At 53.1% G+C, this 20,318-nt stretch carries 22 protein-coding genes and 1 pseudogene; 14 read left to right on the top strand and 9 right to left on the bottom strand.

Annotated features, from left to right (window positions below):
- Positions 1–36: 36 nt before the first annotated feature.
- The gene (locus tag BB497_14610; protein AVI63855.1) at positions 37–576 is read left to right on the top strand and encodes a hypothetical protein; all 540 of its coding nucleotides are present in this window, start codon (positions 37–39) and stop codon (positions 574–576) included.
- Positions 577–609: 33 nt separating this feature from the next.
- Here the strand turns inward: BB497_14610 and BB497_14605 are convergent, their stop codons facing one another.
- Together BB497_14605 and BB497_14600 are read right to left on the bottom strand one after the other, a co-directional pair.
- Positions 610–1,062, bottom strand: coding sequence for a transcriptional regulator (locus tag BB497_14605; protein AVI63854.1), 453 nt, complete (start codon positions 1,060–1,062; stop codon positions 610–612).
- 75 nt (positions 1,063–1,137) lie between these two features.
- The gene (locus BB497_14600) at positions 1,138–2,292 is read right to left on the bottom strand and encodes a hypothetical protein (GenBank protein ID AVI63853.1); all 1,155 of its coding nucleotides are present in this window, start codon (positions 2,290–2,292) and stop codon (positions 1,138–1,140) included.
- 283 nt (positions 2,293–2,575) lie between these two features.
- Between BB497_14600 and BB497_14595 the strand changes: the two genes are divergently transcribed.
- Both BB497_14595 and fadA read left to right on the top strand, forming a co-directional pair.
- Positions 2,576–4,750, top strand: a complete 2,175-nt coding sequence (locus tag BB497_14595) for a multifunctional fatty acid oxidation complex subunit alpha (protein AVI63852.1) — start codon at positions 2,576–2,578, stop codon at positions 4,748–4,750.
- Positions 4,751–4,770: 20 nt separating this feature from the next.
- Positions 4,771–5,952, top strand: a complete 1,182-nt coding sequence (gene fadA, locus BB497_14590) for a 3-ketoacyl-CoA thiolase (GenBank protein ID AVI63851.1) — start codon at positions 4,771–4,773, stop codon at positions 5,950–5,952.
- 62 nt (positions 5,953–6,014) lie between these two features.
- Here the strand turns inward: fadA and BB497_14585 are convergent, their stop codons facing one another.
- Both BB497_14585 and BB497_14580 read right to left on the bottom strand, forming a co-directional pair.
- Positions 6,015–7,103 (bottom strand): histone deacetylase, encoded by a 1,089-nt coding sequence (locus BB497_14585; protein ID AVI63850.1) that lies wholly within the window; start codon positions 7,101–7,103, stop codon positions 6,015–6,017.
- 171 nt (positions 7,104–7,274) lie between these two features.
- Positions 7,275–7,736: a flavodoxin gene (locus BB497_14580; GenBank protein ID AVI63849.1), complete on the bottom strand. Its 462-nt coding sequence runs from the start codon at positions 7,734–7,736 to the stop codon at positions 7,275–7,277.
- A gap of 72 nt (positions 7,737–7,808) precedes the next feature.
- Between BB497_14580 and BB497_14575 the strand changes: the two genes are divergently transcribed.
- From BB497_14575 to BB497_14560, 4 genes are all read left to right on the top strand, one after another.
- The gene (locus BB497_14575) at positions 7,809–8,183 is read left to right on the top strand and encodes a thiol-disulfide oxidoreductase (GenBank protein ID AVI63848.1); all 375 of its coding nucleotides are present in this window, start codon (positions 7,809–7,811) and stop codon (positions 8,181–8,183) included.
- Between the two features lie 151 nt (positions 8,184–8,334).
- A complete protein-coding gene (locus BB497_14570) occupies positions 8,335–8,781 on the top strand; it encodes a hypothetical protein (GenBank protein AVI64365.1) in 447 nt (148 codons plus the stop codon).
- A gap of 62 nt (positions 8,782–8,843) precedes the next feature.
- On the top strand, positions 8,844–9,320 hold the full coding sequence (locus tag BB497_14565; GenBank protein ID AVI63847.1) for a phospholipid-binding protein: 477 nt from the start codon (positions 8,844–8,846) through the stop codon (positions 9,318–9,320).
- A gap of 72 nt (positions 9,321–9,392) precedes the next feature.
- Entirely contained in the window at positions 9,393–9,734 is a 342-nt protein-coding gene (locus tag BB497_14560; GenBank protein ID AVI63846.1) for an alkylphosphonate utilization protein, read from the top strand.
- Between the two features lie 123 nt (positions 9,735–9,857).
- Here BB497_14560 and BB497_14555 read toward each other — a convergent pair whose 3' ends face one another.
- Positions 9,858–10,061, bottom strand: a complete 204-nt coding sequence (locus tag BB497_14555; GenBank protein AVI63845.1) for a hypothetical protein — start codon at positions 10,059–10,061, stop codon at positions 9,858–9,860.
- 276 nt (positions 10,062–10,337) lie between these two features.
- Between BB497_14555 and BB497_14550 the strand changes: the two genes are divergently transcribed.
- The 7 genes and pseudogenes from BB497_14550 to BB497_14520 all read left to right on the top strand — a co-directional run bounded on the left by BB497_14550 (position 10,338) and on the right by BB497_14520 (position 17,031).
- Positions 10,338–10,802, top strand: a complete 465-nt coding sequence (locus tag BB497_14550; protein AVI63844.1) for an SUF system Fe-S cluster assembly regulator — start codon at positions 10,338–10,340, stop codon at positions 10,800–10,802.
- Positions 10,803–10,879: 77 nt separating this feature from the next.
- Positions 10,880–12,322 (top strand): Fe-S cluster assembly protein SufB, encoded by a 1,443-nt coding sequence (locus tag BB497_14545; protein ID AVI63843.1) that lies wholly within the window; start codon positions 10,880–10,882, stop codon positions 12,320–12,322.
- Positions 12,323–12,394: 72 nt separating this feature from the next.
- Complete coding sequence (locus tag BB497_14540; protein AVI63842.1) at positions 12,395–13,144, top strand: Fe-S cluster assembly ATPase SufC; 750 nt, start codon at positions 12,395–12,397, stop codon at positions 13,142–13,144.
- Positions 13,141–14,481, top strand: coding sequence for a Fe-S cluster assembly protein SufD (locus tag BB497_14535; GenBank protein AVI63841.1), 1,341 nt, complete (start codon positions 13,141–13,143; stop codon positions 14,479–14,481). The genes BB497_14540 and BB497_14535 overlap by 4 nt, the downstream gene beginning before the upstream one ends.
- 14 nt (positions 14,482–14,495) lie before the next feature.
- Positions 14,496–15,761: a cysteine sulfinate desulfinase gene (locus BB497_14530; protein ID AVI63840.1), complete on the top strand. Its 1,266-nt coding sequence runs from the start codon at positions 14,496–14,498 to the stop codon at positions 15,759–15,761.
- A gap of 22 nt (positions 15,762–15,783) precedes the next feature.
- Entirely contained in the window at positions 15,784–16,353 is a 570-nt protein-coding gene (locus BB497_14525; protein ID AVI63839.1) for a putative Fe-S cluster assembly protein SufT, read from the top strand.
- A gap of 18 nt (positions 16,354–16,371) precedes the next feature.
- A pseudogene (locus tag BB497_14520) lies at positions 16,372–17,031 on the top strand (sanA-like protein).
- Positions 17,032–17,180: 149 nt separating this feature from the next.
- Here BB497_14520 and BB497_14515 read toward each other — a convergent pair.
- The 4 genes from BB497_14515 to BB497_14500 all read right to left on the bottom strand — a co-directional run bounded on the left by BB497_14515 (position 17,181) and on the right by BB497_14500 (position 20,195).
- The gene (locus tag BB497_14515; protein ID AVI63838.1) at positions 17,181–17,627 is read right to left on the bottom strand and encodes a hypothetical protein; all 447 of its coding nucleotides are present in this window, start codon (positions 17,625–17,627) and stop codon (positions 17,181–17,183) included.
- A gap of 88 nt (positions 17,628–17,715) precedes the next feature.
- On the bottom strand, positions 17,716–18,624 hold the full coding sequence (locus BB497_14510; GenBank protein AVI63837.1) for a ribosomal protein S6 modification protein: 909 nt from the start codon (positions 18,622–18,624) through the stop codon (positions 17,716–17,718).
- Positions 18,625–18,664: 40 nt separating this feature from the next.
- Entirely contained in the window at positions 18,665–19,105 is a 441-nt protein-coding gene (locus tag BB497_14505; protein ID AVI63836.1) for an ATP-dependent zinc protease, read from the bottom strand.
- A gap of 43 nt (positions 19,106–19,148) precedes the next feature.
- Positions 19,149–20,195, bottom strand: coding sequence for a hypothetical protein (locus BB497_14500; protein ID AVI63835.1), 1,047 nt, complete (start codon positions 20,193–20,195; stop codon positions 19,149–19,151).
- Positions 20,196–20,318 lie beyond the last annotated feature (123 nt).

The raw sequence follows: 20,318 nt of genomic DNA, 5'->3' as shown, positions 1-20,318 counted from the left end.
AGCTAACGCATTTTGTCCGAAAAGGGTGGGGTTAGAATGGAATGGTTAATCATCGTTTTGATATTGATGTTCGTGATCGCGCCGGTAATGTGGCTTAAGCCAAGCCCTAAGCAGAAGCGCCAGATGGCCCTGCGTGATAGCGCCAGAAAACAAGGGGTGACCATTAAAATGGATAAGCCCCCGTTGCATCATTTTCGCGGCACCATGCCTGCATACCGCTGGTACTATCCGCAGGATGCGCCTGGGCCGACATTTGTTTTGCTAAGGGAGGGAAGTGCCAGCGAAGCACTTGAGCTTTATCACGCTGGGTGGCGGTGGCGCATCGCGCCGTTACGAACGCTACCCGATAACGCCACCGAACCCTTCAAGGCACTGTTGGAGCGCTTGCCCCAAGATGCGCTAGTTATCGAATCTACTCCGCGCTCGCTTACCCTATGGTGGTGGGAGTCTCAAAACGCCGAGCGATTTAGCACCTACTTAGATGACTTTAACCAGCTGAAAAATGCACTCGGCGGGCTATCTGACAAACCCGTTAGTAAGCCATTAGGCACTCAACACCCAGAGCGCCGCTTTTAGTACGTAGCGGCTAGTCGCGGCGCTATTCATCGTTTATTCGCTGGGGGGGCCTTGGTCCCGTGCTTGTATGGCAAGCCCGTTAGACTCAATTAGCCCAAGCCACCCATCTAGTTTTTCCAGCTCATTTTCACCCAGCCCTGCCAGCATCTCTTTGCGTGCTTCTTGAACGACGCTGTCTATTTGCTCAAGCAGCGGCATGGCCGCCGGGGTCAGGTAGATGCGTTTACTGCGGCGATCATTATCGCAGGCGCGGCGCTCTACCAAGCCTTGCTCTTCCAACTGGCCAAGGGTGCGCACTAATGAAGGGGCTTCAACCCCAATCGCACGGGCAAGATCGCACTGAGGGTTGCCTTCCCCAAGTTTCCAAAGATGGTAAAGCGTGACCCAGCGGGTTTGTGTTAGCCCCAGTGGGGCTAGCCTGCGGTCGATGATAGAGCGCCACAAGTGCGGCAAGCGGGCGAGACGAAAACCAATGGATGACGGCATAGCAATTGGCTACCAGTAAGTGTAAGTAGAGGAATTGTCATTAGCTGAACCGCTGAATGCAAGGTGTTCTGTTATTCAGTTCCCGCTTGACGACTCGACGTCGCTACTTCTTCCAGGAATAAAACGGCGTAAATTGAGGCCGCTTAAACCGCTGGGGTTAATATGGCCGTCGGCAATAGAGGCCTCACCCGGGGCATCTGATACGTTAAAGCGAAGTAAGCCTAACCGCTGCCCGCCATCGGTCATGATGTCGATGCGCCAGTTACCCGAGGGGTCTGCGGGGAAATTGAGTTTATGGCTCCAGGCCCGGTAGCCCTGTTCACGCCCCCCATTAATTGAAAGCTCCACCAGATCGATAAGCGTTCCGTTGTGGTGCCACGCATGGTAGATCGTTTCGCTTAAGCCCCGGGGCGCCCGTATGGCGGTATAAACATATAGGCCGTTGGCTTGTAATGCCTGTGGTGTAAGCGCAATAGAGCCTTGCGGCTGGCGCTGTTGAACGTTGAAGGCCGGTGACAGCGCGCTACTGGTCATCCATAGGCTTGCAGGCGGCACCCAAATACGACCAAACCATGCGGCATACGCTAGCACCATCGTTAGCCCAAAAAATAGGCACCAGTGCTTTAGCGAACGCTTGTTCAGTAAATGCCAAAAGCTAGGCAGTGCCACGAGTACGGTTATTACAAGCGCCAATAGCAGGCTTTGGCGGGTCGTGAGGTGAAACATGATCGGCAAAATCACTAGGACGACCAAAAAGACGCACTGGGCATGAAAAATAAAGTAGAGGCTACGCCAGCGACCCGCTAGCTTGTAGTAGAGCGGATCAATGATCGATAACGCCGCCATGCCAACTACCAGTGCGGCAAATAACGTTTGACCGCTATTCCACACGGTAGTGATTAAAATGAACGGTAGGGTAAAGAAGAGCGTTTCTTGGTGAATCATTTGGGCGATAAACGTAGTGACGCCCTGGGGCAACGTGGGGTGCCCGCGCTTTGCAAGCCAACGGCTAATTAAGCCTTCTGAAAGTAGCAGCAGCCAAGCGAAGAGAAGCCCTAGCGCCAATACCACCCCCAGCCACTGCTGGCGGTCAACAAGGAAAAAACTGCCCAGGCCTGCCGCAAAAGCCATTGGCGGCCACAGCCAGCTCCATGGTTTAAAGCGCTCGACCAAGCGCTCAACGCGATTTTGTAGAGAGGTTATACGCGAAGGGGTAAGCAGGGCGCTCATAGCAGGGTGACTCACAGTAAAACAGCATGATGGTGTTAGGTTTAGAGCGAACATCGCATGGTGTCAGGTTATCTAGCGTTAAGGCGAGGCTTTTCTACTGAACGTCGCACGCCACGCTGAGTCATAGCCGCTAGCCATGTTAATAGCCGCTAAGCATGTTAGCCGAAAGTCAGGGCTTGACGTTCTTGAGTAACTCAACCAAGCTTATGCAATCAAACGACCGTATGAAATGCGAGGCAGGCCCGAAACAAGGCGCCGGCCCGAACTTGTGGAGAGAGCGCGGATGATCTATCAAGGCAATGCCATCACGGTGGAGCGTCGTGATACCCAAGGTGGCAATGACATCGCAAAACTCACTTTCGATTTGAAAGGTGAGTCCGTCAATAAACTTTCTAGCGGTGTAGTCGCCGAGCTGGGGGAAGCCGTTAAAGCGCTTCAAGGCGAAAGCGGTTTACAGGGCTTAGTCATCAGTAGTGGCAAAGAGGCGTTCATCGTCGGTGCCGATATTACTGAGTTCCATAGCCTATTTGATAAAGGCGAAGAGTACCTGGTTGAGATGAACCTCAAGGTACACGATATCTTCAACGCCATTGAAGACCTGCCTTTCCCCACCGTCACGGCGATCAATGGGTTAGCGTTAGGTGGCGGTTGTGAAGTGCTGCTGACCACCGACTTCCGGGTAATGAGTGAAAAAGCCAAAATTGGCTTGCCTGAGACCAAACTTGGCATCTTGCCTGGCTGGGGTGGCTGTGTTCGCTTACCTCGCCTGATTGGTGCTGATAACGCTATCGAATGGATTGCGGGTGGTACGGAAAACCGTGCTAACGCTGCGCTTAAGGTTGGCGCAGTGGATGCGGTTGTGGCCCACGAGCTTCTCGAAGAAGCCGCGCTAGACATACTTGACCGTGCCAATGCCGGTGAGCTTGATTACCAAGCGCGCCGTGATGAAAAGAAAGCGCCGCTCAACCTCAACGCAATTGAGCAAATGATGGCGTTTGAAACCGCCAAAGGGTTTGTAGCCGGTAAGGCTGGCCCCCACTACCCAGCGCCGGTAGAGTCAATCAAAGTTATCCAAAAAGGCGCAGGTGAAACCCGTGCCCGTGCTCAAGCTATTGAGGCAAAAGCCTTTGCCAAGCTAGCGCTGAGCAGCGTTGCCTTTAACTTGGTGGGTCTGTTCCTTAACGACCAAGTGGTTAAGAAGAAAGGCAGCAAATACGAGAAACAGTCGCAGCCGGTTAAGCAAACGGCAGTGCTTGGTGCGGGTATTATGGGCGGTGGTATTGCCTACCAAAGCGCCAGTAAAGGCACACCCATTGTAATGAAAGACATCAATGAGGAAGCGATTGAGCTGGGCCTGAAAGAAGCGCGTAAACTGTTCTCCAAGCAGGTTGAGCGTAAAAAGATGACGGTCGAGCAGATGGCCGAGAAGCTGACCAATATTCGTCCTACGCTCTCTTACGGTGATTTCGACAGCGTCGACCTAGTGGTTGAAGCCGTGGTTGAAAACCCCAACGTCAAAGACGCTGTACTGACCGAAGTGGAAGGCCTAGTCAGCGAAAATACCATTCTGACGTCTAACACCTCGACGATTTCCATCAATCGTCTGGCGAAAAACCTTAAGCGTCCTGAAAACTTCTGCGGCATGCACTTCTTCAACCCGGTACACCGTATGCCGCTAGTTGAAGTTATCCGCGGCGAGAAGACCTCAGACGCTGCTGTGGCGGCAACGGTTGCTTATGCGCGTGCCATGGGCAAAACCCCCATCGTAGTTAACGACTGCCCTGGCTTCCTGGTTAACCGCGTACTGTTCCCTTACTTCGGTGGTTTCAGCTTCCTGGTGGAGCAAGGGGCTGACTTCCAGCGTGTTGATAAGGTAATGGAGAAGTTCGGTTGGCCCATGGGCCCCGCTTATCTGCTGGACGTCGTAGGTTTAGATACTGCTGTTCACGCTAACGAAGTGATGGCTGAGGGCTTCCCCGATCGTATGGCACGGGATGGCAAAACTGCTATTCAGGTGATGTACGACAACAAGCGCCTGGGCCAGAAAAACGATAAAGGCTTCTACGCCTACGAGGAAGACAAGAAAGGCAAGCCGAAGAAAGTCACCGACGAGCAGGCCTACGCGCTGGTCAAAGACGTCGTCAAAGAGCAGAAAGAGTTTACTGATGAAGACATCATTGCTCGCATGATGGTACCGCTTTGCCTGGAAACCGTTCGCTGCTTGGAAGATGGCATTGTTGAGACGCCTGCTGAAGCTGATATGGCGTTGATCTACGGTATTGGTTTCCCTCCCTTCCGCGGCGGCGCGCTACGCTACATCGATGCGATGGGCGTTGCTGAGTTTGTGAAGCTGGCTGAAAACCTTGCGGATGAGTTAGGCCCGCTGTATGCGCCGACTGAGAAGTTGCGCCAGATGGCTCAAAATAATGAGCAATTTTACGCTGGCAACCAGGCCTAACCACCACGCATAGGAGATAGATGATGAGTTTGAACCCAAGAGATATCGTGGTGGTTGACGGTGTACGTACCGCCATGGCGAAAGCTAAAAACGGCGCGTTCCGTAATGTACGCGCTGAGAACCTGTCCGCTGCGGTGATGCAGGCACTGTTTGCTCGCAACGCCAACCTAGACCCGTCCGAAGTGGATGATGTGATTTGGGGCTGCGTTAACCAGACCCTTGAGCAGTCCATGAACATCGCTCGTAATGCCGCGATTATGACCGGCATTCCGCGTTCGGTGCCTGCGCAGACCGTAAACCGTTTGTGCGGCTCCTCAATGACCGCGCTGCACATCGCCGCTGCCAATATTAAAGCAGGCATGGGCGACTTTTACGTGATTGGTGGGGTAGAGCACATGGAGCACGTGCCCATGGCTCACGGCGTTGATGTTAACCCTGCCGCCAGTAAGCACGCTGCAAAAGCCGCGATGATGATGGGCCTGACCGCTGAGCTGCTGGGTAAGATGCACGGCATTTCGCGTGAAGATCAGGATAAGTTTGGCGTGCGTTCTCACCAGCGTGCCCAGGCAGCGATGGAGAAGGGTTACTTCGATAACGAAATTATTGGCGTCGAAGGTCATGACCAACGCGGCTTTAAAGTACTGGTTAAAAACGACGAAGTTATTCGTCCTGAGGCGAGCCTGGAGTCTATGGCAAATCTCAAACCAGTATTTGACCCGCGCAATGGTACCGTTACCGCTGGCACGTCATCGGCGCTGTCGGTAGGGGCGTCAGCCATGGCCGTAATGAGCTACGAGCGTGCCCAAGCCCTGGGGCTTGAGCCGATTGCGAAAGTGCTCTCAACGGGTGTGGCTGGTTGTGATGCTTCCATCATGGGTTACGGCCCAGTGCCTGCGTCTAAGAAAGCGCTGAAAGCGGCAGGGTTATCGGCTGCGGATATTCAAACCGTTGAGCTTAACGAAGCGTTTGCGGCTCAAGGCTTACCGGTCCTGAAAGACCTGGGCTTCCTTGATGCCATGGACGAAAAAGTTAACCTGCATGGTGGTGCCATTGCTCTGGGCCACCCGCTGGGCTGTTCTGGCTCGCGCATTTGCACCACGCTGCTTAATGTTATGCAGCAGCGCGACACTACTCTTGGCCTTGCCACTATGTGTATCGGTATGGGGCAAGGGGTAGCGACCGTGTTTGAACGTTTGAAATAAACACGGCGTTTTCCAACAAAAACGGCACCTAAGTAAGGGTGCCGTTTTTTATTGCCGCTCGGTTATTTCGTTTGAAACGCATTACGATGAAAGTCAGCGGCCGCTTGGACTTCCGCAATACCGCAGGTATCGGGGACAGGCACGGTATTACCCGCTAAGACGGCAAGTACTGCTCGGGTGCCGTTGGCCAGCGATTCCAGGTTATAGCCACCCTCCAGTACAAACACCAAGCGGCCCTCACAGTGCTGGTCGGCTAACTGTTGTAGGGCCCCCGTTAGGGCGCCAAACCCCTCGTAGGAAACATTCAGTGCTAAATCGTGCCAGTGCGGGTCAAAGCCCGCTGAGACTAAAATAATATCGGGTTTAAACCACGCAGCCGCTGGCGCCAGAATATCGCGAAACGCTTTGAGGTAAGCTTCATCCCCGGCCCCGGCGGGTAGCGGCACATTGATGGTCGTGCCTTCCCCTAGACCAGCACCGACCTCTTCCAGGTGGCCTGAGCCTGGATAGAAGGGGGCAGCGCGGTGTATATCGAAAAACATCACGTCAGGGTCGGCCCAAAAGATATCCTGTGTACCGTTACCGTGATGGGCATCCCAATCAATAATCAGCACTCTCTCACAGCCTAAAGCGCTGCGTGCATGGGCCGCAGCAACAGCAACGTTATTAAATAAGCAAAACCCCCGGGCACGTACGGGCTCGGCATGATGGCCGGGCGGGCGAATGAGGGCGAACGCACTCTGGGTGCGTTTCTCCATAACGGCTTCTACGGCGGCAATCGCGGTTCCTGCGGCGACCTCGGCGGCATCAACACTGCCGGGTGACACCGCCGTGGTATCCACATCCAGCCAAGCATTTTTGCCCCTTAAGCTAAAAATGTCGCTTAAATAGGAGGTAGTGTGGACACGGGCTAATTGTTCAGCAGTGGCGGCTTTTCCGCCTTCGATTTTCAGGCCCTTAATGGGTGCTTTCTCAAGTAGCAGTTGTATGGCCTTTAAGCGGCCAGGGTGCTCGGGATATTTCCATGGAATAGGCAGTCCTGCCAGGAGGTGACGAATGCGCTTATCAATCCGCTCCGGTAAAAAATCTGCGTCAATGTTAGGCTCGTGAGCCAGTACGCGATCGTCATAAAAAGCGATGACTTTATGCATAATAGCTACCTGAAATACATGCGTTGGATATTAGCAATGGCGTTGGACGTATCGTCAGTTGCTGCTGCAACGAGCGCGCAATGCTTTTTTACAGTAAGGCAGGCTTATCAGCGTTATACAATGTGGTTATCGACACTAAACGTTAAATTTAGACGTATGTTTCCATTTTGCTCAGATAATGCCAGCTTCGAGGCTAGCAGCCATCGACATTCCTAGCTCTTCACACTGGTCAAGAAAAGCTGCTTGAAAGTCACCCTTACAGATAAGAGGGTCTTGCACTAATCGCCAGCGCATTCCCGTGGTAATACCCTCAATCGCGCGGCGGGTTCCCGTGCCATCATGACCGGCTCGCACATAAAAGGCGAACGGTAGCCCTTCGTTTTTCTCCAAGCATGGGTAGTAGCATCGATCGAACACATCCTTCATCAAGCCTGCCATATACCCCAGGTTTTCGGTTGTCCCCAGTATGATGGCGTGGGCTGAGTTAATATGCTCTGGCTGTGTTTCAAGCGGACTAAGAGAGACCACTTCCACATTTTCTATTCTGGAATCAGACGCGCCACTGATAACAGCTTGATGCATTTTTTGGGTGTTATCTGAAGGCGCATGGGCAATGATTAATAGACGTTTCATGGTCAAACCTGCTGAGTTGCGTCGCGTGGCGGAAGTGCCACACTATTAGGCACAGCCTTAACGAGAGCCTATATGCCTAATCATGCGTTTATCAACGTCTACTACGATGGTATTTGCCCCGGCTGCCGTAAAGACCGCGCCCGATTTGAGCGCTGGGCAGGCAAGCGTGCCAAGGATATCAAGTGGTGCGATGTGACTGAGCATCAGCAGGCGTTACGTGAAAAAGGGGTGGCGCCAGAGGCGGCGCTGCGTTCGTTGCATGTTGAAAAAGCCGATGGGTGTATCATCGAAGGAATAGAGGCCTATCAACTGCTGATGGCGCGCATTCCCCTTTTTCGCCCCATTGCCTGGCTCATAGGTTTGCCTGGGATTAAAGCGGGGCTGCGCTGGTATTATGATCGGTGGGTGCAGCGGCGCTTAAAGCGGGAAGGGCGCTGGTCTGAATAAGTGTAGAGACTTAACAGGGAATTGAACGATGAAGCAACAGGCTAAATGGATGAGGCTTATGGGGGCATGCATGTTGGTGGCTGGGTTAGCGGGGTGTGCAGGGCAGTCCGCCACCTCCGGGCAACAGCCTTCTGAGCCGTTAGCCGAACCCGTGTCGCCGGAATCACCACACTCTGCGCTGGGTCAGCCAAGCCATTCAGGCACGGCGTCAGCCACAGATTGGGTACCGCCTCTGTTTATAAGCCCCGAAGAAGAAGCGGCTTACTATGTTAGCCGATTGGCAGACAGGCGTTTTGTATCCAGTTACGGAGATCGTGATAACCCCCGCACGTGGTACATCGCCGCTGAGCGGCTAGGGGAAATTGGCAAGCCAGCCGTTCCCTTGTTGTTTGCACGACTCAATACACAGGATGAGTATGAGCTAATGCTGGCGCTTTATGCACTTCAGTTAGCGACTCAAGACACGCTGTTGATGGCCAGGACTCGGGGTGACTATGTCCAATTGACAACCACCTTAGACCCTGCTGGAAATGCCCAAAATACTCAGATTGCCCGGCAGTGGTGGCAGCGGCACGCCGCCCAACTGGATTCCCCCTAGTACCTTGGCTACATTCAATAGCGCTAACGACGGTCACGACATTGGCAATAAAGGAGAGCAACATGGCATTTGCACTATCCTCAATGCAGGTCACTAGCAGTTCGTTTGGGAATCATCAGGCGATTCCCGCTCAATATACTGGCGCCGGAGACGATATCTCACCAGCGCTGGCTTGGCAGGGCGCGCCAGAAGGTACCAAAGGATTTGCGGTGATCTGCCATGACCCAGATGCACCATTAGTTAAAGAGGGTAGCTACGGCTTTGTTCATTGGGTGTTGTATAACTTGCCGGGTGACTTGGTTGAGCTAACTGAGAAAACGGCGGTGGGCACAGCGGGTACCAACGATTTTGGTAATCAGGGTTATGGCGGCCCCATGCCACCCGAAGGCCATGGCCCGCACCTGTACTACTTCTGGGTGCTGGCATTGGATCACCAAACCAACTTGCCAGAAGGGTTAACGTTGGCTGAACTGCTTAAAGAAGTTGAGCCGAACCTGCTAGGCATGAATCGTTTGGTCGGTACTTTTCATAGGGAGTGATTGAAGCTCTTGGCTGGAGCATTTTGCTTAAGCCGTGTAGGCTCCATCGCTTTCTTCGCGCTGGAGCCTTACATGAGTGATTTACCTAACTGTCCTGCCTGTGCCTCAGAGTTTACCTACGACGATGGCCTGCAGTACGTTTGCCCAGAGTGTGGCAACGAGTGGTCGAAAGTGGCAGAAGAGGGTGCAGAAGACATAGATGCTGGTGTTCGCGATGCCAACGGTAACTTACTTGCCGATGGTGACAGTGTGACGGTGATTAAAGATCTAAAGGTGAAGGGTAGTTCGCTGGTCGTTAAAGTGGGTACTAAGGTGAAAAGCATCAGGTTAGTCGATGGAGATCACGATATTGACTGTAAAGTTGATGGCATAGGCCCAATGAAACTGAAGTCAGAATTTGTTAAAAAAGCTTAATACTAAATATTTGATTGGCACGTTGAGAGCCTGAAAATATAGTGTGTAAGTACATAAAAATAGCCCCTTAACGCAAGGGGCTATTTTGTGTTTATCTACCAGATTCAACTGCCAAAAAACTGCTTAAGCAGTGGTATTAATGAGCGTGCCCACGCTGCCACTTGTTGCTAACTGCGGCTCCAACGAAATAGTGTCCATTAGCGCTGTGATATGCGCTGCCTGACCATCAAGCGCATCTTTAAAAACGCTGAGCTGAGCCTGCTGTGCGACCTGTACCTGCTGCAACGCCATTGATGCGCTTACCATATTGTTAACCGCCGAATCCATAATGCCTCCTCTTCATCTCTCAATGCCCAACGCAATTACGACATTTATCATACATGACGCTATCAGGCGTTGTGCATCGGTGTAAACCGAAGACGTCAGTAATAGCTTTTTTAAATGATAATGATTGTTGTTTTTGATGCGATTAGGGTCGAACGTGCTGATATTTTGCACAAATTGATAACGATTTTGCTCTAGGGCTTCACATCAAATTTATACAGGACTAAAATGGTACTCAATTAACGGCTAAGCCAAATATGACGGCGAACGGGAGTTCACATGCTTAAGCTTTCTCGGCTGACAGATTATGCAGCGGTGGTAATGGCGCAAATTGCCCGCTATCCCCATGGCTCGCATACAGCGGCTGGTTTGGCAGAGGCGGTGCAGCTTCCTCACCCAACGGTTAGCAAAACGCTCAAAATGCTGGTGAAAGCCGGTTTGTTGGAGTCCCAGCGAGGTGCCCAAGGCGGTTACCGGTTAGCACGCCCGGCATCGCACATCACGGCAGCTGAAATCATTTCAGCTATTGAAGGGCCGGTGGCGATGACCGAGTGCAGCCAAGCAGAAGGCGAGTGCGAGCTAGCGGCTACCTGCGGGGTGGCAGACAACTGGCAGCGTGTATCGCTCGCTATTCGAACGCTGCTTGAGAGCGTAACACTGGCGCACTTGGCGGACACTACGCCCATAAAATTACCCGTTCAGCTACCTATTCAAACTATCAATCTTTCAGCTGCTTCTGCTTAGTAAGCGCAGCAAGCATACTTTATTACTCATTGACGGTGAGCTAGCCTCGCCACCCAACTGCCCCGGAGGGTATCACCATGGCAAGCGAAGAAATGGAACAGTTGGTTCGTCGCGAATACAAAGATGGTTTTGTAACAGATATTGAAAGCGACACCCTGCCACCTGGCCTGGATGAAAACACCATCGCCTTTATTTCGAATAAGAAAGGTGAACCGGAGTGGATGCTGGAGTGGCGCCTAGACGCGTATCGTCAGTGGTTAAAGATGGAGTCGCCTTCCTGGGCACACCTGGATTACCCACCCATCGACTACCAGTCAATTTCCTATTTCAGTGCGCCCAAACGCCCTGAAGACCGTCCCCAAAGTTTGGACGAGGTTGATCCCAAGCTGCTTGAAACCTATGAGAAGCTGGGTATCCCGCTCCATGAGCGTGCGGCGCTGGCGGGGGTTGCCGTTGATGCGGTTTTTGACTCGGTTTCAGTAACCACTACGTTCAAAAAAGAGCTGGCTGAAGCGGGCGTTATTTTCTGTTCTATTTCAGAAGCGATCCGTGATTACCCTGAGCTGATTAAGCAGTACCTGGGTACGGTTGTGCCGGTGGCTGATAACTACTTCGCTGCGTTGAACTCTGCGGTATTCACCGATGGCTCATTTGTATTCGTGCCTGAAGGCGTGAAATGCCCAATGGAGCTATCGACCTACTTCCGTATCAATGCTGCCAACACCGGTCAATTTGAGCGCACGCTGATTATTTGCGAAAGCCGCGCGCAGGTCTCTTACCTGGAAGGCTGTACTGCGCCGATGCGCGATGAAAACCAACTCCACGCCGCAGTGGTAGAGCTCGTGGCGCTGGATGATGCTTACATCAAGTATTCCACGGTTCAGAACTGGTACCCCGGTGATGAAAACGGTAAAGGCGGTATCTATAATTTCGTGACCAAGCGTGGCGACTGCCGCGGCGATCGCTCACGTATTAGCTGGACTCAAGTAGAAACCGGTTCGGCGATTACGTGGAAATACCCCTCCTGCGTACTGCGCGGTAAAGACAGCATTGGTGAGTTTTACTCCGTCGCGGTGACGAATGGTCGCCAGCAGGCGGATACGGGCACCAAAATGATTCATATTGGTGAAGGCACCCGTTCTTACATTGTTTCCAAAGGTATTTCAGCGGGCAGAAGCAATCAGTCCTACCGTGGCTTGGTTAAAATTGGTCCTCGTGCCAAGGGTGCTCGAAATTTCACCCAGTGTGATTCGCTGCTGATCGGCGACAAATGCGGCGCACACACCTTCCCCTACCAAGAAATTGCCAACAGCACCGCGACCATCGAGCACGAAGCGACCACTTCAAAAATCGGTGAAGACCAGCTTTTCTACTGCCAGAGTCGCGGTATCTCTGAGGAAGATGCGGTCAGCATGATTGTTAATGGTTTCTGTAAAGATGTATTCCAAGAGTTGCCGATGGAATTCGCGGTTGAAGCTGAAGCTTTACTCAGTGTGACGCTGGAAGGCGCAGTGGGATAACCGATTCCGTTCAATGCAAATTATTTAAGCGCGTCGCGACAGCGACCCGAAAGAATTTATAAGGCGATTACTATGTTGCAAGTTAATGATTTACACGTCACCGTCGATGGTAAAGAAATCCTCAAAGGCCTCACGCTCACCATCAATGCAGGTGAAGTACACGCCATTATGGGCCCTAACGGCGCCGGTAAATCCACGCTGTCGGCGGTGATTGCCGGTAAAGACGGCTACGAAGTGACCCAGGGCACCATTACCTTTGACGGTAAAGACGTGCTGGAAATGGAAATTGAAGAGCGCGCCCAGGCGGGGTTGTTACTTGGCTTTCAGTACCCGGTGGAAATCCCAGGGGTGAAAAATATCTACCTACTGAAGTCTGCCCTCAATGCTCAGCGCGTGGCCCGCGGCGAAGGCGAAATGCCTGCCCCCGAATTTATGAAGCTGGTAAAAGAGAAGCTTGGCTACATGAAAATGGATGCCAGCTTTCTACAGCGTGCCGTGAATGAAGGCTTCTCTGGCGGCGAGAAAAAGCGTAACGAAATTCTGCAAATGCTGGTGCTTCAGCCAAAGCTTGCCATGCTGGACGAGATTGACTCAGGCCTTGATATCGATGCCATGAAAGTTGTCGCAGACGGCGTAAACAGCCTGCGCGGCGCAGAGCGAGCCATTCTTTTGGTGACCCACTACCAGCGCCTGCTTGATTACATCGTGCCTGACAAAGTGCATGTCCTGGTCGATGGGCGCATTGTTAAAACCGGTGACGCTGAGCTTGCCAAGCAGCTGGAATCTAACGGTTACGAAGGTATTGAGGAGTCTGTGGCATGAGCGATACGCAAACGTTTTTGGACACGCTTAAAGTGCGTAGCCAACAGCGCGGCGCGGAGCCCACTTGGATCGCTGCGCGCCGTCAAGCCGGTGCCGCGCGCTTTGAAGCCCTGGGTTTTCCTACCCGTCGCGATGAAGAGTGGAAATATACCGACGTTCGCACTATCGCCCAGGGTAACTTTGCCTTAGCAGATAACGCAGAGTTCTCCCAGGCGACTGCCGCCACGCTAACACTCCCGCTAGATGCCTATCGGCTGACCTTTGTGGATGGCGTATTTTCGTCGGCACTATCGGATTTGGAAGCACTGCCGAGTAGCGTTCAGGTAATGCCACTTTCCAAAGCGCTGAGCGAGAACCACGAAGCTGTTGGTGGGCCGCTGGGCCGTTTGACTGGGGTTGATTTCTCCGCGTTCGCAGCGCTTAACACGGCGTTTACGGAAGAGGGTGCCGTGGTTCGTATTGCCCCGGGCACCGTGGTAGAAAAACCTATCTTGCTCCAGTTTCTATCTCGCGCTGGCTCGCCCGTTATGTGCCACCCGCGCATTTTGGTAGAAGCGGCAGGACGCAGCGAAGCAACGATCATTGAGCACTACGCCGGTGAAGCCGATGCGGCTAATTTCACCAACGTAGTAGCCGAGCTTATGCTTGATCGCGGCGCGATTCTGAACCACTACAAGCTGCAGGAAGCACCCCTGGGTGATATGCACGTGGCAAGTATCCATGTTGAGCAAAACCGCGATACTCGCTACAGCTCATACAATCTGAACCTGGGTGGTGCATTAGTTCGCAATGACCTTATCAGTGATCTGAACGGTCAGGGTGCGGAAACCAATTTTTATGGCCTGTTTTTCGGCCAGGGCCGCCAGCATGTGGATAATCACACCAAGGTGAACCACAATGCGCCACTAACGTTCTCCAATGAGAACTATAAAGGCATTCTCGATGACCGTGCTCACGGCGTCTTTAATGGCAAAGTTTACGTGAAGCGCGATAGCCAGAAGATTGAAGGTTTCCAGAGCAATCAGAACCTGCTGCTTTCTGACCGTGCACGGATCGACGCCAAGCCCGAGCTTGAAATCTACGCTGACGACGTGAAGTGCTCCCACGGCACTACCACAGGTCAGCTAGACGAAGAGGCGATCTATGCGCTGCGTACCCGTGGTATTGATGAGGCAACTGCCAGAGGCCTGTTGACCTTAGCGTTTGCCGGGGAAGTGCTTGAGCAAGTAGCGCTTGACGTGATTGCCGAGCGGGTTGAACTGGCTGTGGCGGGTAAATTGCCAGAGCGCTTTAACTTAGCAGGCTTGGTGGAAGCGGCCGTTTCGCTCAACGATTAATTAAGGAGCTATCGATGCCCTATTCCGTGATTGAGAAACCGTTAGCTCGTACAAGCGCCCCCTTTGATGTAGCCGCGTTGCGTGAAGACTTTCCAATATTGAGCCGGGAAGTGCATGGCAAGCCGCTGATTTATTTCGATAACGCAGCGACTAGCCAAACGCCTCGACAAGTTATTGAGGTGTTTAACGACTACTATTCGCGTTACAACGCTAATATTCACCGTGGCCTGCACACCCTTGCGGATGAAGCCACGGCGGCGTTTGAGGGTACTCGCCACCGGGTGAAGGCTTTTCTCAATGCGGAAGATGCGCGTCAAATTATCTTCACTCGGGGCACCACCGAAGCGATCAATCTAGTGGCGCAAAGCTGGGGGCGCACTGCGTTGGCCGCAGGTGACGAGGTGCTGATTTCGCTGCTAGAGCATCACTCCAACATCGTACCCTGGCAACTTCTAGCGGCTGAGCGGGGTTTCACTATTAAAGTGATTCCTGTTGATGCCCAGGGTGCTTTGGATATGGCGGCTTACCGCGCGCTGCTTAGCGAGCGCACCAAGCTGGTGGCGGTGAATCACGTCTCCAATGCGCTGGGTACGATTAACCCGGTGAAAGAGATGGCAGCGCTTGCCCATCAGCACGGTGCGCTGATCTTGGTCGACGGCGCCCAGGCAACGCCCCACCAGCAGGTAGACGTGCAAGATATCGATGCTGATTTCTACGCGTTCTCGGGTCATAAGGTGTACGGCCCCACCGGTGTTGGCGTGCTCTATGGCAAAAAAGCACTCTTAGACGCTATGCCACCCTGGCAGGGCGGCGGAGAGATGATTAAAACGGTCTCCTTCGATGTCGGTACAACGTTCGCTGAGATCCCTCATAAGTTTGAAGCAGGCACGCCCGCCATCGCCGAAGTGATTGCCTTAGGCCGTGCGCTTGAGTGGATGGAAAGCGTGGGCGTTGCGGCGATTAGTGCCTGGGAGGGCGTATTGTTAGATCATGCCACCCAAGCAGTTGGCCAGGTGGAGGGGCTGCGTATTTTAGGCACTGCCCCGCATAAAGCAGGGGTGCTCTCCTTTGTGGTCGAGGGTGCCCATTCTCAGGATATAGGTCTGCTAATTGATCAGTTAGGCGTGGCTATTCGCACTGGTCACCACTGCGCCCAACCGCTTTTGCATCATTTTGGCGTGGAAGCCACGTGTCGTGCGTCGTTTGCTGCGTATAATACCCTCGAAGAGGTGGATATATTTGTCGCAGCGCTTAATCGTGTCATTGGCATGGTACGTTAAGGGCGGTTACTAAAGGACATTTATGGATATCGAGCAAGTTGCCAGTCTCGAACGAGGCCAGAAATTGCCGCTCCAGCGTGATGTTGAGGCCATAGCTATTCCGTTTGGTAAAACGGATACCTTGGCTGAAGACAGTATAGTGAGCGTCATGCAAGCCAAGGGCAGTACGGTGAGCGTGGGCTTTGAAGGTAGGCTCTACCTGATTGAGGGGCGCAACTTAGATGCGTTGGGACTAGAGCCGTTACCACGGCCCACGCTGCCTGAAAGTGCTAGTGACGACGAAATTGAGGCATTTGTATGGGAACAGCTTCGCACCTGTTTCGACCCTGAGATACCGGTTAATATTGTTGACCTGGGGCTCGTGTATGGCTGCCGCCTTGAGCGATTAATCAGCGGTGAGCGTATGGTCACCATCCGAATGACGCTGACCGCCCCAGGCTGTGGTATGGGGGATGTGATAGCCGCTGATGCACGCAATAAAATTTTAGGCGCACCGCAAATCAATAAGGTGCACACTGAGATTGTTTTCAGTCCTCCCTGGAGCCGTGACATGATGAGCGATGAGGCCAAGCTTGAGCTCGGCATGTTCTAACCCCGGCTGGGGAGCGGGATGTACAGCACCTTATTAGTATTTATCAAGCGTTTGTTTATGTCGCTGGCTGCTTTGTTGCTGCTGGCGACATTGCTATTTATAGCTGGCAATCTCTGGGTTGTTGCCAGCACCGCCCGTTACATCGATAGTCACCTCGAAGAGTGCCGACCCAATAATCTCGCGATTGTATTTGGCACCTCGCACTGGACGCGAAGCGGCTTAAGAAATCCGCATTTCTATGCCCGTATGCGCACCTCAGCGCGCTTAATCGAAGAGCAGCGGGTGAGTCATCTACTGCTCTCGGGGGATAACCGCACGCAGGCGTATAATGAGCCTCGCGCTATGTGGCGCGAGCTTTACCGGCGTGGCGTGCCTGCTTCTCAGATGACAATGGATTTTGCTGGCTTTAGTACCTATGACACTTTAGTGCGCTCTCGAGATGTGTTCCAGCTTAACGAAGCGCTGCTGGTGACCCAGAGTTGGCACTTGCCACGCGCAATTTTTATTGCCCGCGCGCTGGGTATGGAGGTCACAGGGTGCGTCGCTGAAGAGGAGCGGGTGGCGGGGGAGTGGCGTTTAATCCTGCGCGAATGGGTGGCGAGGGTGGCCACCCTTGGGGATCTTTATATCTGGGGCAGAGAGCCTTACTTTCTTGGCCCGCCAGAGCCTATCGAGCTGTATCTTGCAGATGATAAGACAGGGGCAGATACAGACGAGGATAGCCGGTCAGAACATGCTCAGCCAAACAATAGCAGCGAACGTTCAGAGGCCGCGGCTGACCTTATTCGTCGTTATTACCCGCCTACCATCGGTGGTCGTTAGCGTTATTAACGACGCGTCTTACGTTTCTGCAAGCTATACAGCTCGCGTATCAATTTGCGGCAGCCCTGCATGCACTCTTCCACAATCGGCTCGATGGGATCGGGCAGTGGGTGGGTAAATAGCGTTGAAAGGGCTTGCATAAGGACACGCTCTTGTTCCAACAGCTCATTGATTAAAACTTGGCTATCGTTACCAACGAAGCTTTTAAGACGGCTCCAGAGCCATAAAAAGTCATCGCGCTCCACGTCGGCATCCCTGGGCAGCATTTTCAGATGCGCACGGGCGAGTTCCTGGAGCGTCCGCATCTGCTTTAACCGCTCAGTATAGTGCGGTTTCAGCGCGTCACGTAGCGACGGGCGCAGGCGTTCGATATTGTCCTGGAAATAATCAATACTATCGGCCAGCGCTTCCAGCACGCTATCCATCGCCACTTGGCGATTGTCGAGAAACATGAGCGTCTACCTCCTTCGGTGACGCAGATTGTGGGGGTGGGCGCTCTGATTTGCCACCCCCAAAGGCGATTATTTTTTCGTTTTGTCCTTAACCTTTAGGCTTGGGCGGTGCTTTACGCACAGGAGTGGCATTTTTTTCAATGTGCTCAATGATCATACCCGCAATATCCTTGCCGGTAGCGCTCTCAATACCTTGTAGGCCGGGGGATGAGTTGACTTCCATAATCACTGGGCCGTGATTAGAGCGCAATAAATCAACCCCCGCGACACGCAGTCCCATGGCTTTAGCCGCACGAATAGCGGTTGAGCGCTCTTCGGGGGTAATACGAATCACGCTAGCGGTGCCGCCTCGATGGAGGTTAGAACGGAATTCACCATCCGCTGCTTGGCGCTTCATCGAAGCGACAACCTTATCGCCAATCACGAAACAGCGAATGTCAGCGCCGCGCGCTTCTTTAATGTATTCCTGCACCATGATGTTGGCTTTCATGCCCATAAAGGCTTGAACCACCGATTCAGCCGCCTGATTGGTCTCCGCCAGTACTACGCCAATTCCCTGCGTACCTTCTAGCAGTTTAATCACCAGCGGTGCGCCTTTTACCATGGTGATCAAATCAGGGATATCGTCGGGGGAGTGGGCAAAGCCAGTAATCGGTAGACCTAAGCCTTTACGGGAAAGTAGCTGCAGCGAGCGCAGCTTATCCCGTGAGCGGGTAATCGAGACGTTATCATTAAGAACGTAGGTGCCCATCATTTCAAACTGACGCAGGAGGGCACAGCCGTAAAACGTGACCGATGCGCCTATGCGGGGAATAACGGCATCAAAATGCTCGATCTCTTCACCTTTATAGTGAATCGATGGGTGATGCGAAGTAATGCTCATGTAGCAACGCAGTGTGTCCACTACGCGAGCGGTATGACCACGCTGCTCTGCCGCTTCGACCAGGCGGCGGGTAGAGTACAAATTGCGATTGCGTGATAGCAAAGCGATATGCATGAAGGGGGCTCCAAGCCTAGCAAAAGGCGAATATAAAAAGTTACGGTTCACCGTGTAAAAATGCGGCACCGGGTGCAACGAGCAGGCGGCGCATGGCGCGGCGACCTAGCAGCATCGCGTGGCGCATATTGCTACGGTCAGTCAGTGTCAGTTCAACAGGGAAATTTAAATCGCCCATCTGCATTGGGGTGCGAATAACATAGCGCCATTCGCTGTGGCCATTAGAGCTGGTTATCCGGCGCCGGTCGTGCAAGTGAAGGCGATAGCGGTGAGCCGGCGTTTCCGGGCCTCCACTGTGGGTAATAAAGCTCACCCATAGTTGGCCTTCAGCATCTTCGTGGGTTTCAATCTCTTCGGCATGGAGCGCAGACGTTCGCGCGCCGGTGTCGGCTTTGCAGCAGAGGTGAAGCCCTAGCTCAGGTAACGTCACCATCTCGCGACGGCCGATGACTGCCTTGGCCTGATAGGGTAATTCCTTCACGGCTCACTCCTTGCGGGTAATCCATTAAAACGTCGCCCGCGGGTTAAGTGCGGGGCAACATGTTGGCTAATCGCTGTTGTATAGCTGATCCCGGTGACGCATCGCGCAGCGCCATCATCACCGGTAAGCGTAGACGAGGTATTAAGGCGATGTCTCTTACCACAGCAGCAAAGTCGGTGCGTTCATCCTCCGCTAAGCGCTGTAGAAAAAGCGGTAAACGCTGACCATCTTCAAGATATTGCCAGCCGCGGCCTGCAATGGCGGCTAATACATCCGGCCCACCGGCTGCTTTGTCTTCTAATAAGCTGCTGTACCACTCGCCAGCGTGTGTTTCATTGGCACTACCCACTGCGCGTATACAGGCGCTTAGCGTCTCTATATCGCCTTCTTGTGCGGCTATTTCACCGCGGCTAACAAGCGCCGATACTAACGCTTCAGAGAACGTCTGATGTTCTAAACAGTAACATAACGAATGAACAACGCCGGTGGGCAGGGTGGTCAGCCGAAGCGCCAGTGCGTCAGCCTCGGTGGTTTCCATGCGCACCACATAGTCGGCAACACCCTGCAGTCCTAATGCTTGCCAGTCAATAGCCTGCTGATTGCTGAAGTAAGCTTCAACCGGTTCCAGGTGCTGGCTGGCGGGTAACCCTAAGGCAAACGTTGCACGAGCGTTTAGCATCGCCTGAAAGGTTATGTCAGGCGTAAAAGCGAGAGGATTATCCTTCATTAAATGATCCACGTCTGCCGTTTGTTTACGCTCAAACGCCTTAGTGCCAACAGTCGCTACATTACGGCCTAAGGTTTCCAACAGACGGTTGATGAACCCATCTCGCTGCGCTGGCGAGAGCATGCCTTGCTCATCCAACGGTAGAGCTAAAAACCAAATAGCAGGCTCTGGCATATCGCCTAAACGAAAAACGATACCCAAACGCGCCTGGTGCTGCCAAGGCTCTGGCCAAGCCTGGTCACCGCTTTCGAAAGCGCGAAGCGTTTCCCGGGGGCAGGGAGTGACCCGCCGTCCCATGTGGAATAGCGAAACGTCAGCACCGCTGCGGGTAAAAAAATCATCAAGGGATTGAATTGGTTGCATAACATCCTTCCACATTGCAAGCGTGCACTCTACCTTGCTGTTCTAGCAGTGTCAGCCGTCAGGACAGAAAAATCGCCGCGATTTGCCGCAAGTGGTTAAAGTTTGAGCAACTTTGCTAAAGCC

This window comes from Halomonas sp. GFAJ-1, assembly GCA_002966495.1.
Taxonomy (GTDB): domain Bacteria; phylum Pseudomonadota; class Gammaproteobacteria; order Pseudomonadales; family Halomonadaceae; genus Vreelandella.
The sequence above is the reverse complement of the archived record's forward strand: the minus strand, read 5'-3'. Positions and strand labels throughout refer to the sequence as shown.

Excerpts from the sequence above, each read along its gene's own strand:
- BB497_14610 (AVI63855.1), top strand. The coding sequence starts at position 37 with ATGGAATGGTTAATCATCGTTTTGATATTGATGTTCGTGATCGCGCCG.
- BB497_14605 (AVI63854.1), bottom strand. The coding sequence starts at position 1,062 with ATGCCGTCATCCATTGGTTTTCGTCTCGCCCGCTTGCCGCACTTGTGG.
- BB497_14595 (AVI63852.1), top strand. The coding sequence starts at position 2,576 with ATGATCTATCAAGGCAATGCCATCACGGTGGAGCGTCGTGATACCCAA.
- fadA (AVI63851.1), top strand. The coding sequence starts at position 4,771 with ATGATGAGTTTGAACCCAAGAGATATCGTGGTGGTTGACGGTGTACGT.
- BB497_14525 (AVI63839.1), top strand. The coding sequence starts at position 15,784 with ATGGATATCGAGCAAGTTGCCAGTCTCGAACGAGGCCAGAAATTGCCG.
- BB497_14555 (AVI63845.1), bottom strand. The coding sequence starts at position 10,061 with ATGGATTCGGCGGTTAACAATATGGTAAGCGCATCAATGGCGTTGCAG.
- BB497_14530 (AVI63840.1), top strand. The coding sequence starts at position 14,496 with ATGCCCTATTCCGTGATTGAGAAACCGTTAGCTCGTACAAGCGCCCCC.
- BB497_14565 (AVI63847.1), top strand. The coding sequence starts at position 8,844 with ATGGCATTTGCACTATCCTCAATGCAGGTCACTAGCAGTTCGTTTGGG.
- BB497_14600 (AVI63853.1), bottom strand. The coding sequence starts at position 2,292 with ATGAGCGCCCTGCTTACCCCTTCGCGTATAACCTCTCTACAAAATCGC.
- BB497_14575 (AVI63848.1), top strand. The coding sequence starts at position 7,809 with ATGCCTAATCATGCGTTTATCAACGTCTACTACGATGGTATTTGCCCC.
- BB497_14585 (AVI63850.1), bottom strand. The coding sequence starts at position 7,103 with ATGCATAAAGTCATCGCTTTTTATGACGATCGCGTACTGGCTCACGAG.
- BB497_14550 (AVI63844.1), top strand. The coding sequence starts at position 10,338 with ATGCTTAAGCTTTCTCGGCTGACAGATTATGCAGCGGTGGTAATGGCG.
- BB497_14560 (AVI63846.1), top strand. The coding sequence starts at position 9,393 with ATGAGTGATTTACCTAACTGTCCTGCCTGTGCCTCAGAGTTTACCTAC.
- BB497_14500 (AVI63835.1), bottom strand. The coding sequence starts at position 20,195 with ATGCAACCAATTCAATCCCTTGATGATTTTTTTACCCGCAGCGGTGCT.
- BB497_14510 (AVI63837.1), bottom strand. The coding sequence starts at position 18,624 with ATGCATATCGCTTTGCTATCACGCAATCGCAATTTGTACTCTACCCGC.
- BB497_14540 (AVI63842.1), top strand. The coding sequence starts at position 12,395 with ATGTTGCAAGTTAATGATTTACACGTCACCGTCGATGGTAAAGAAATC.
- BB497_14545 (AVI63843.1), top strand. The coding sequence starts at position 10,880 with ATGGCAAGCGAAGAAATGGAACAGTTGGTTCGTCGCGAATACAAAGAT.
- BB497_14580 (AVI63849.1), bottom strand. The coding sequence starts at position 7,736 with ATGAAACGTCTATTAATCATTGCCCATGCGCCTTCAGATAACACCCAA.
- BB497_14515 (AVI63838.1), bottom strand. The coding sequence starts at position 17,627 with ATGTTTCTCGACAATCGCCAAGTGGCGATGGATAGCGTGCTGGAAGCG.
- BB497_14535 (AVI63841.1), top strand. The coding sequence starts at position 13,141 with ATGAGCGATACGCAAACGTTTTTGGACACGCTTAAAGTGCGTAGCCAA.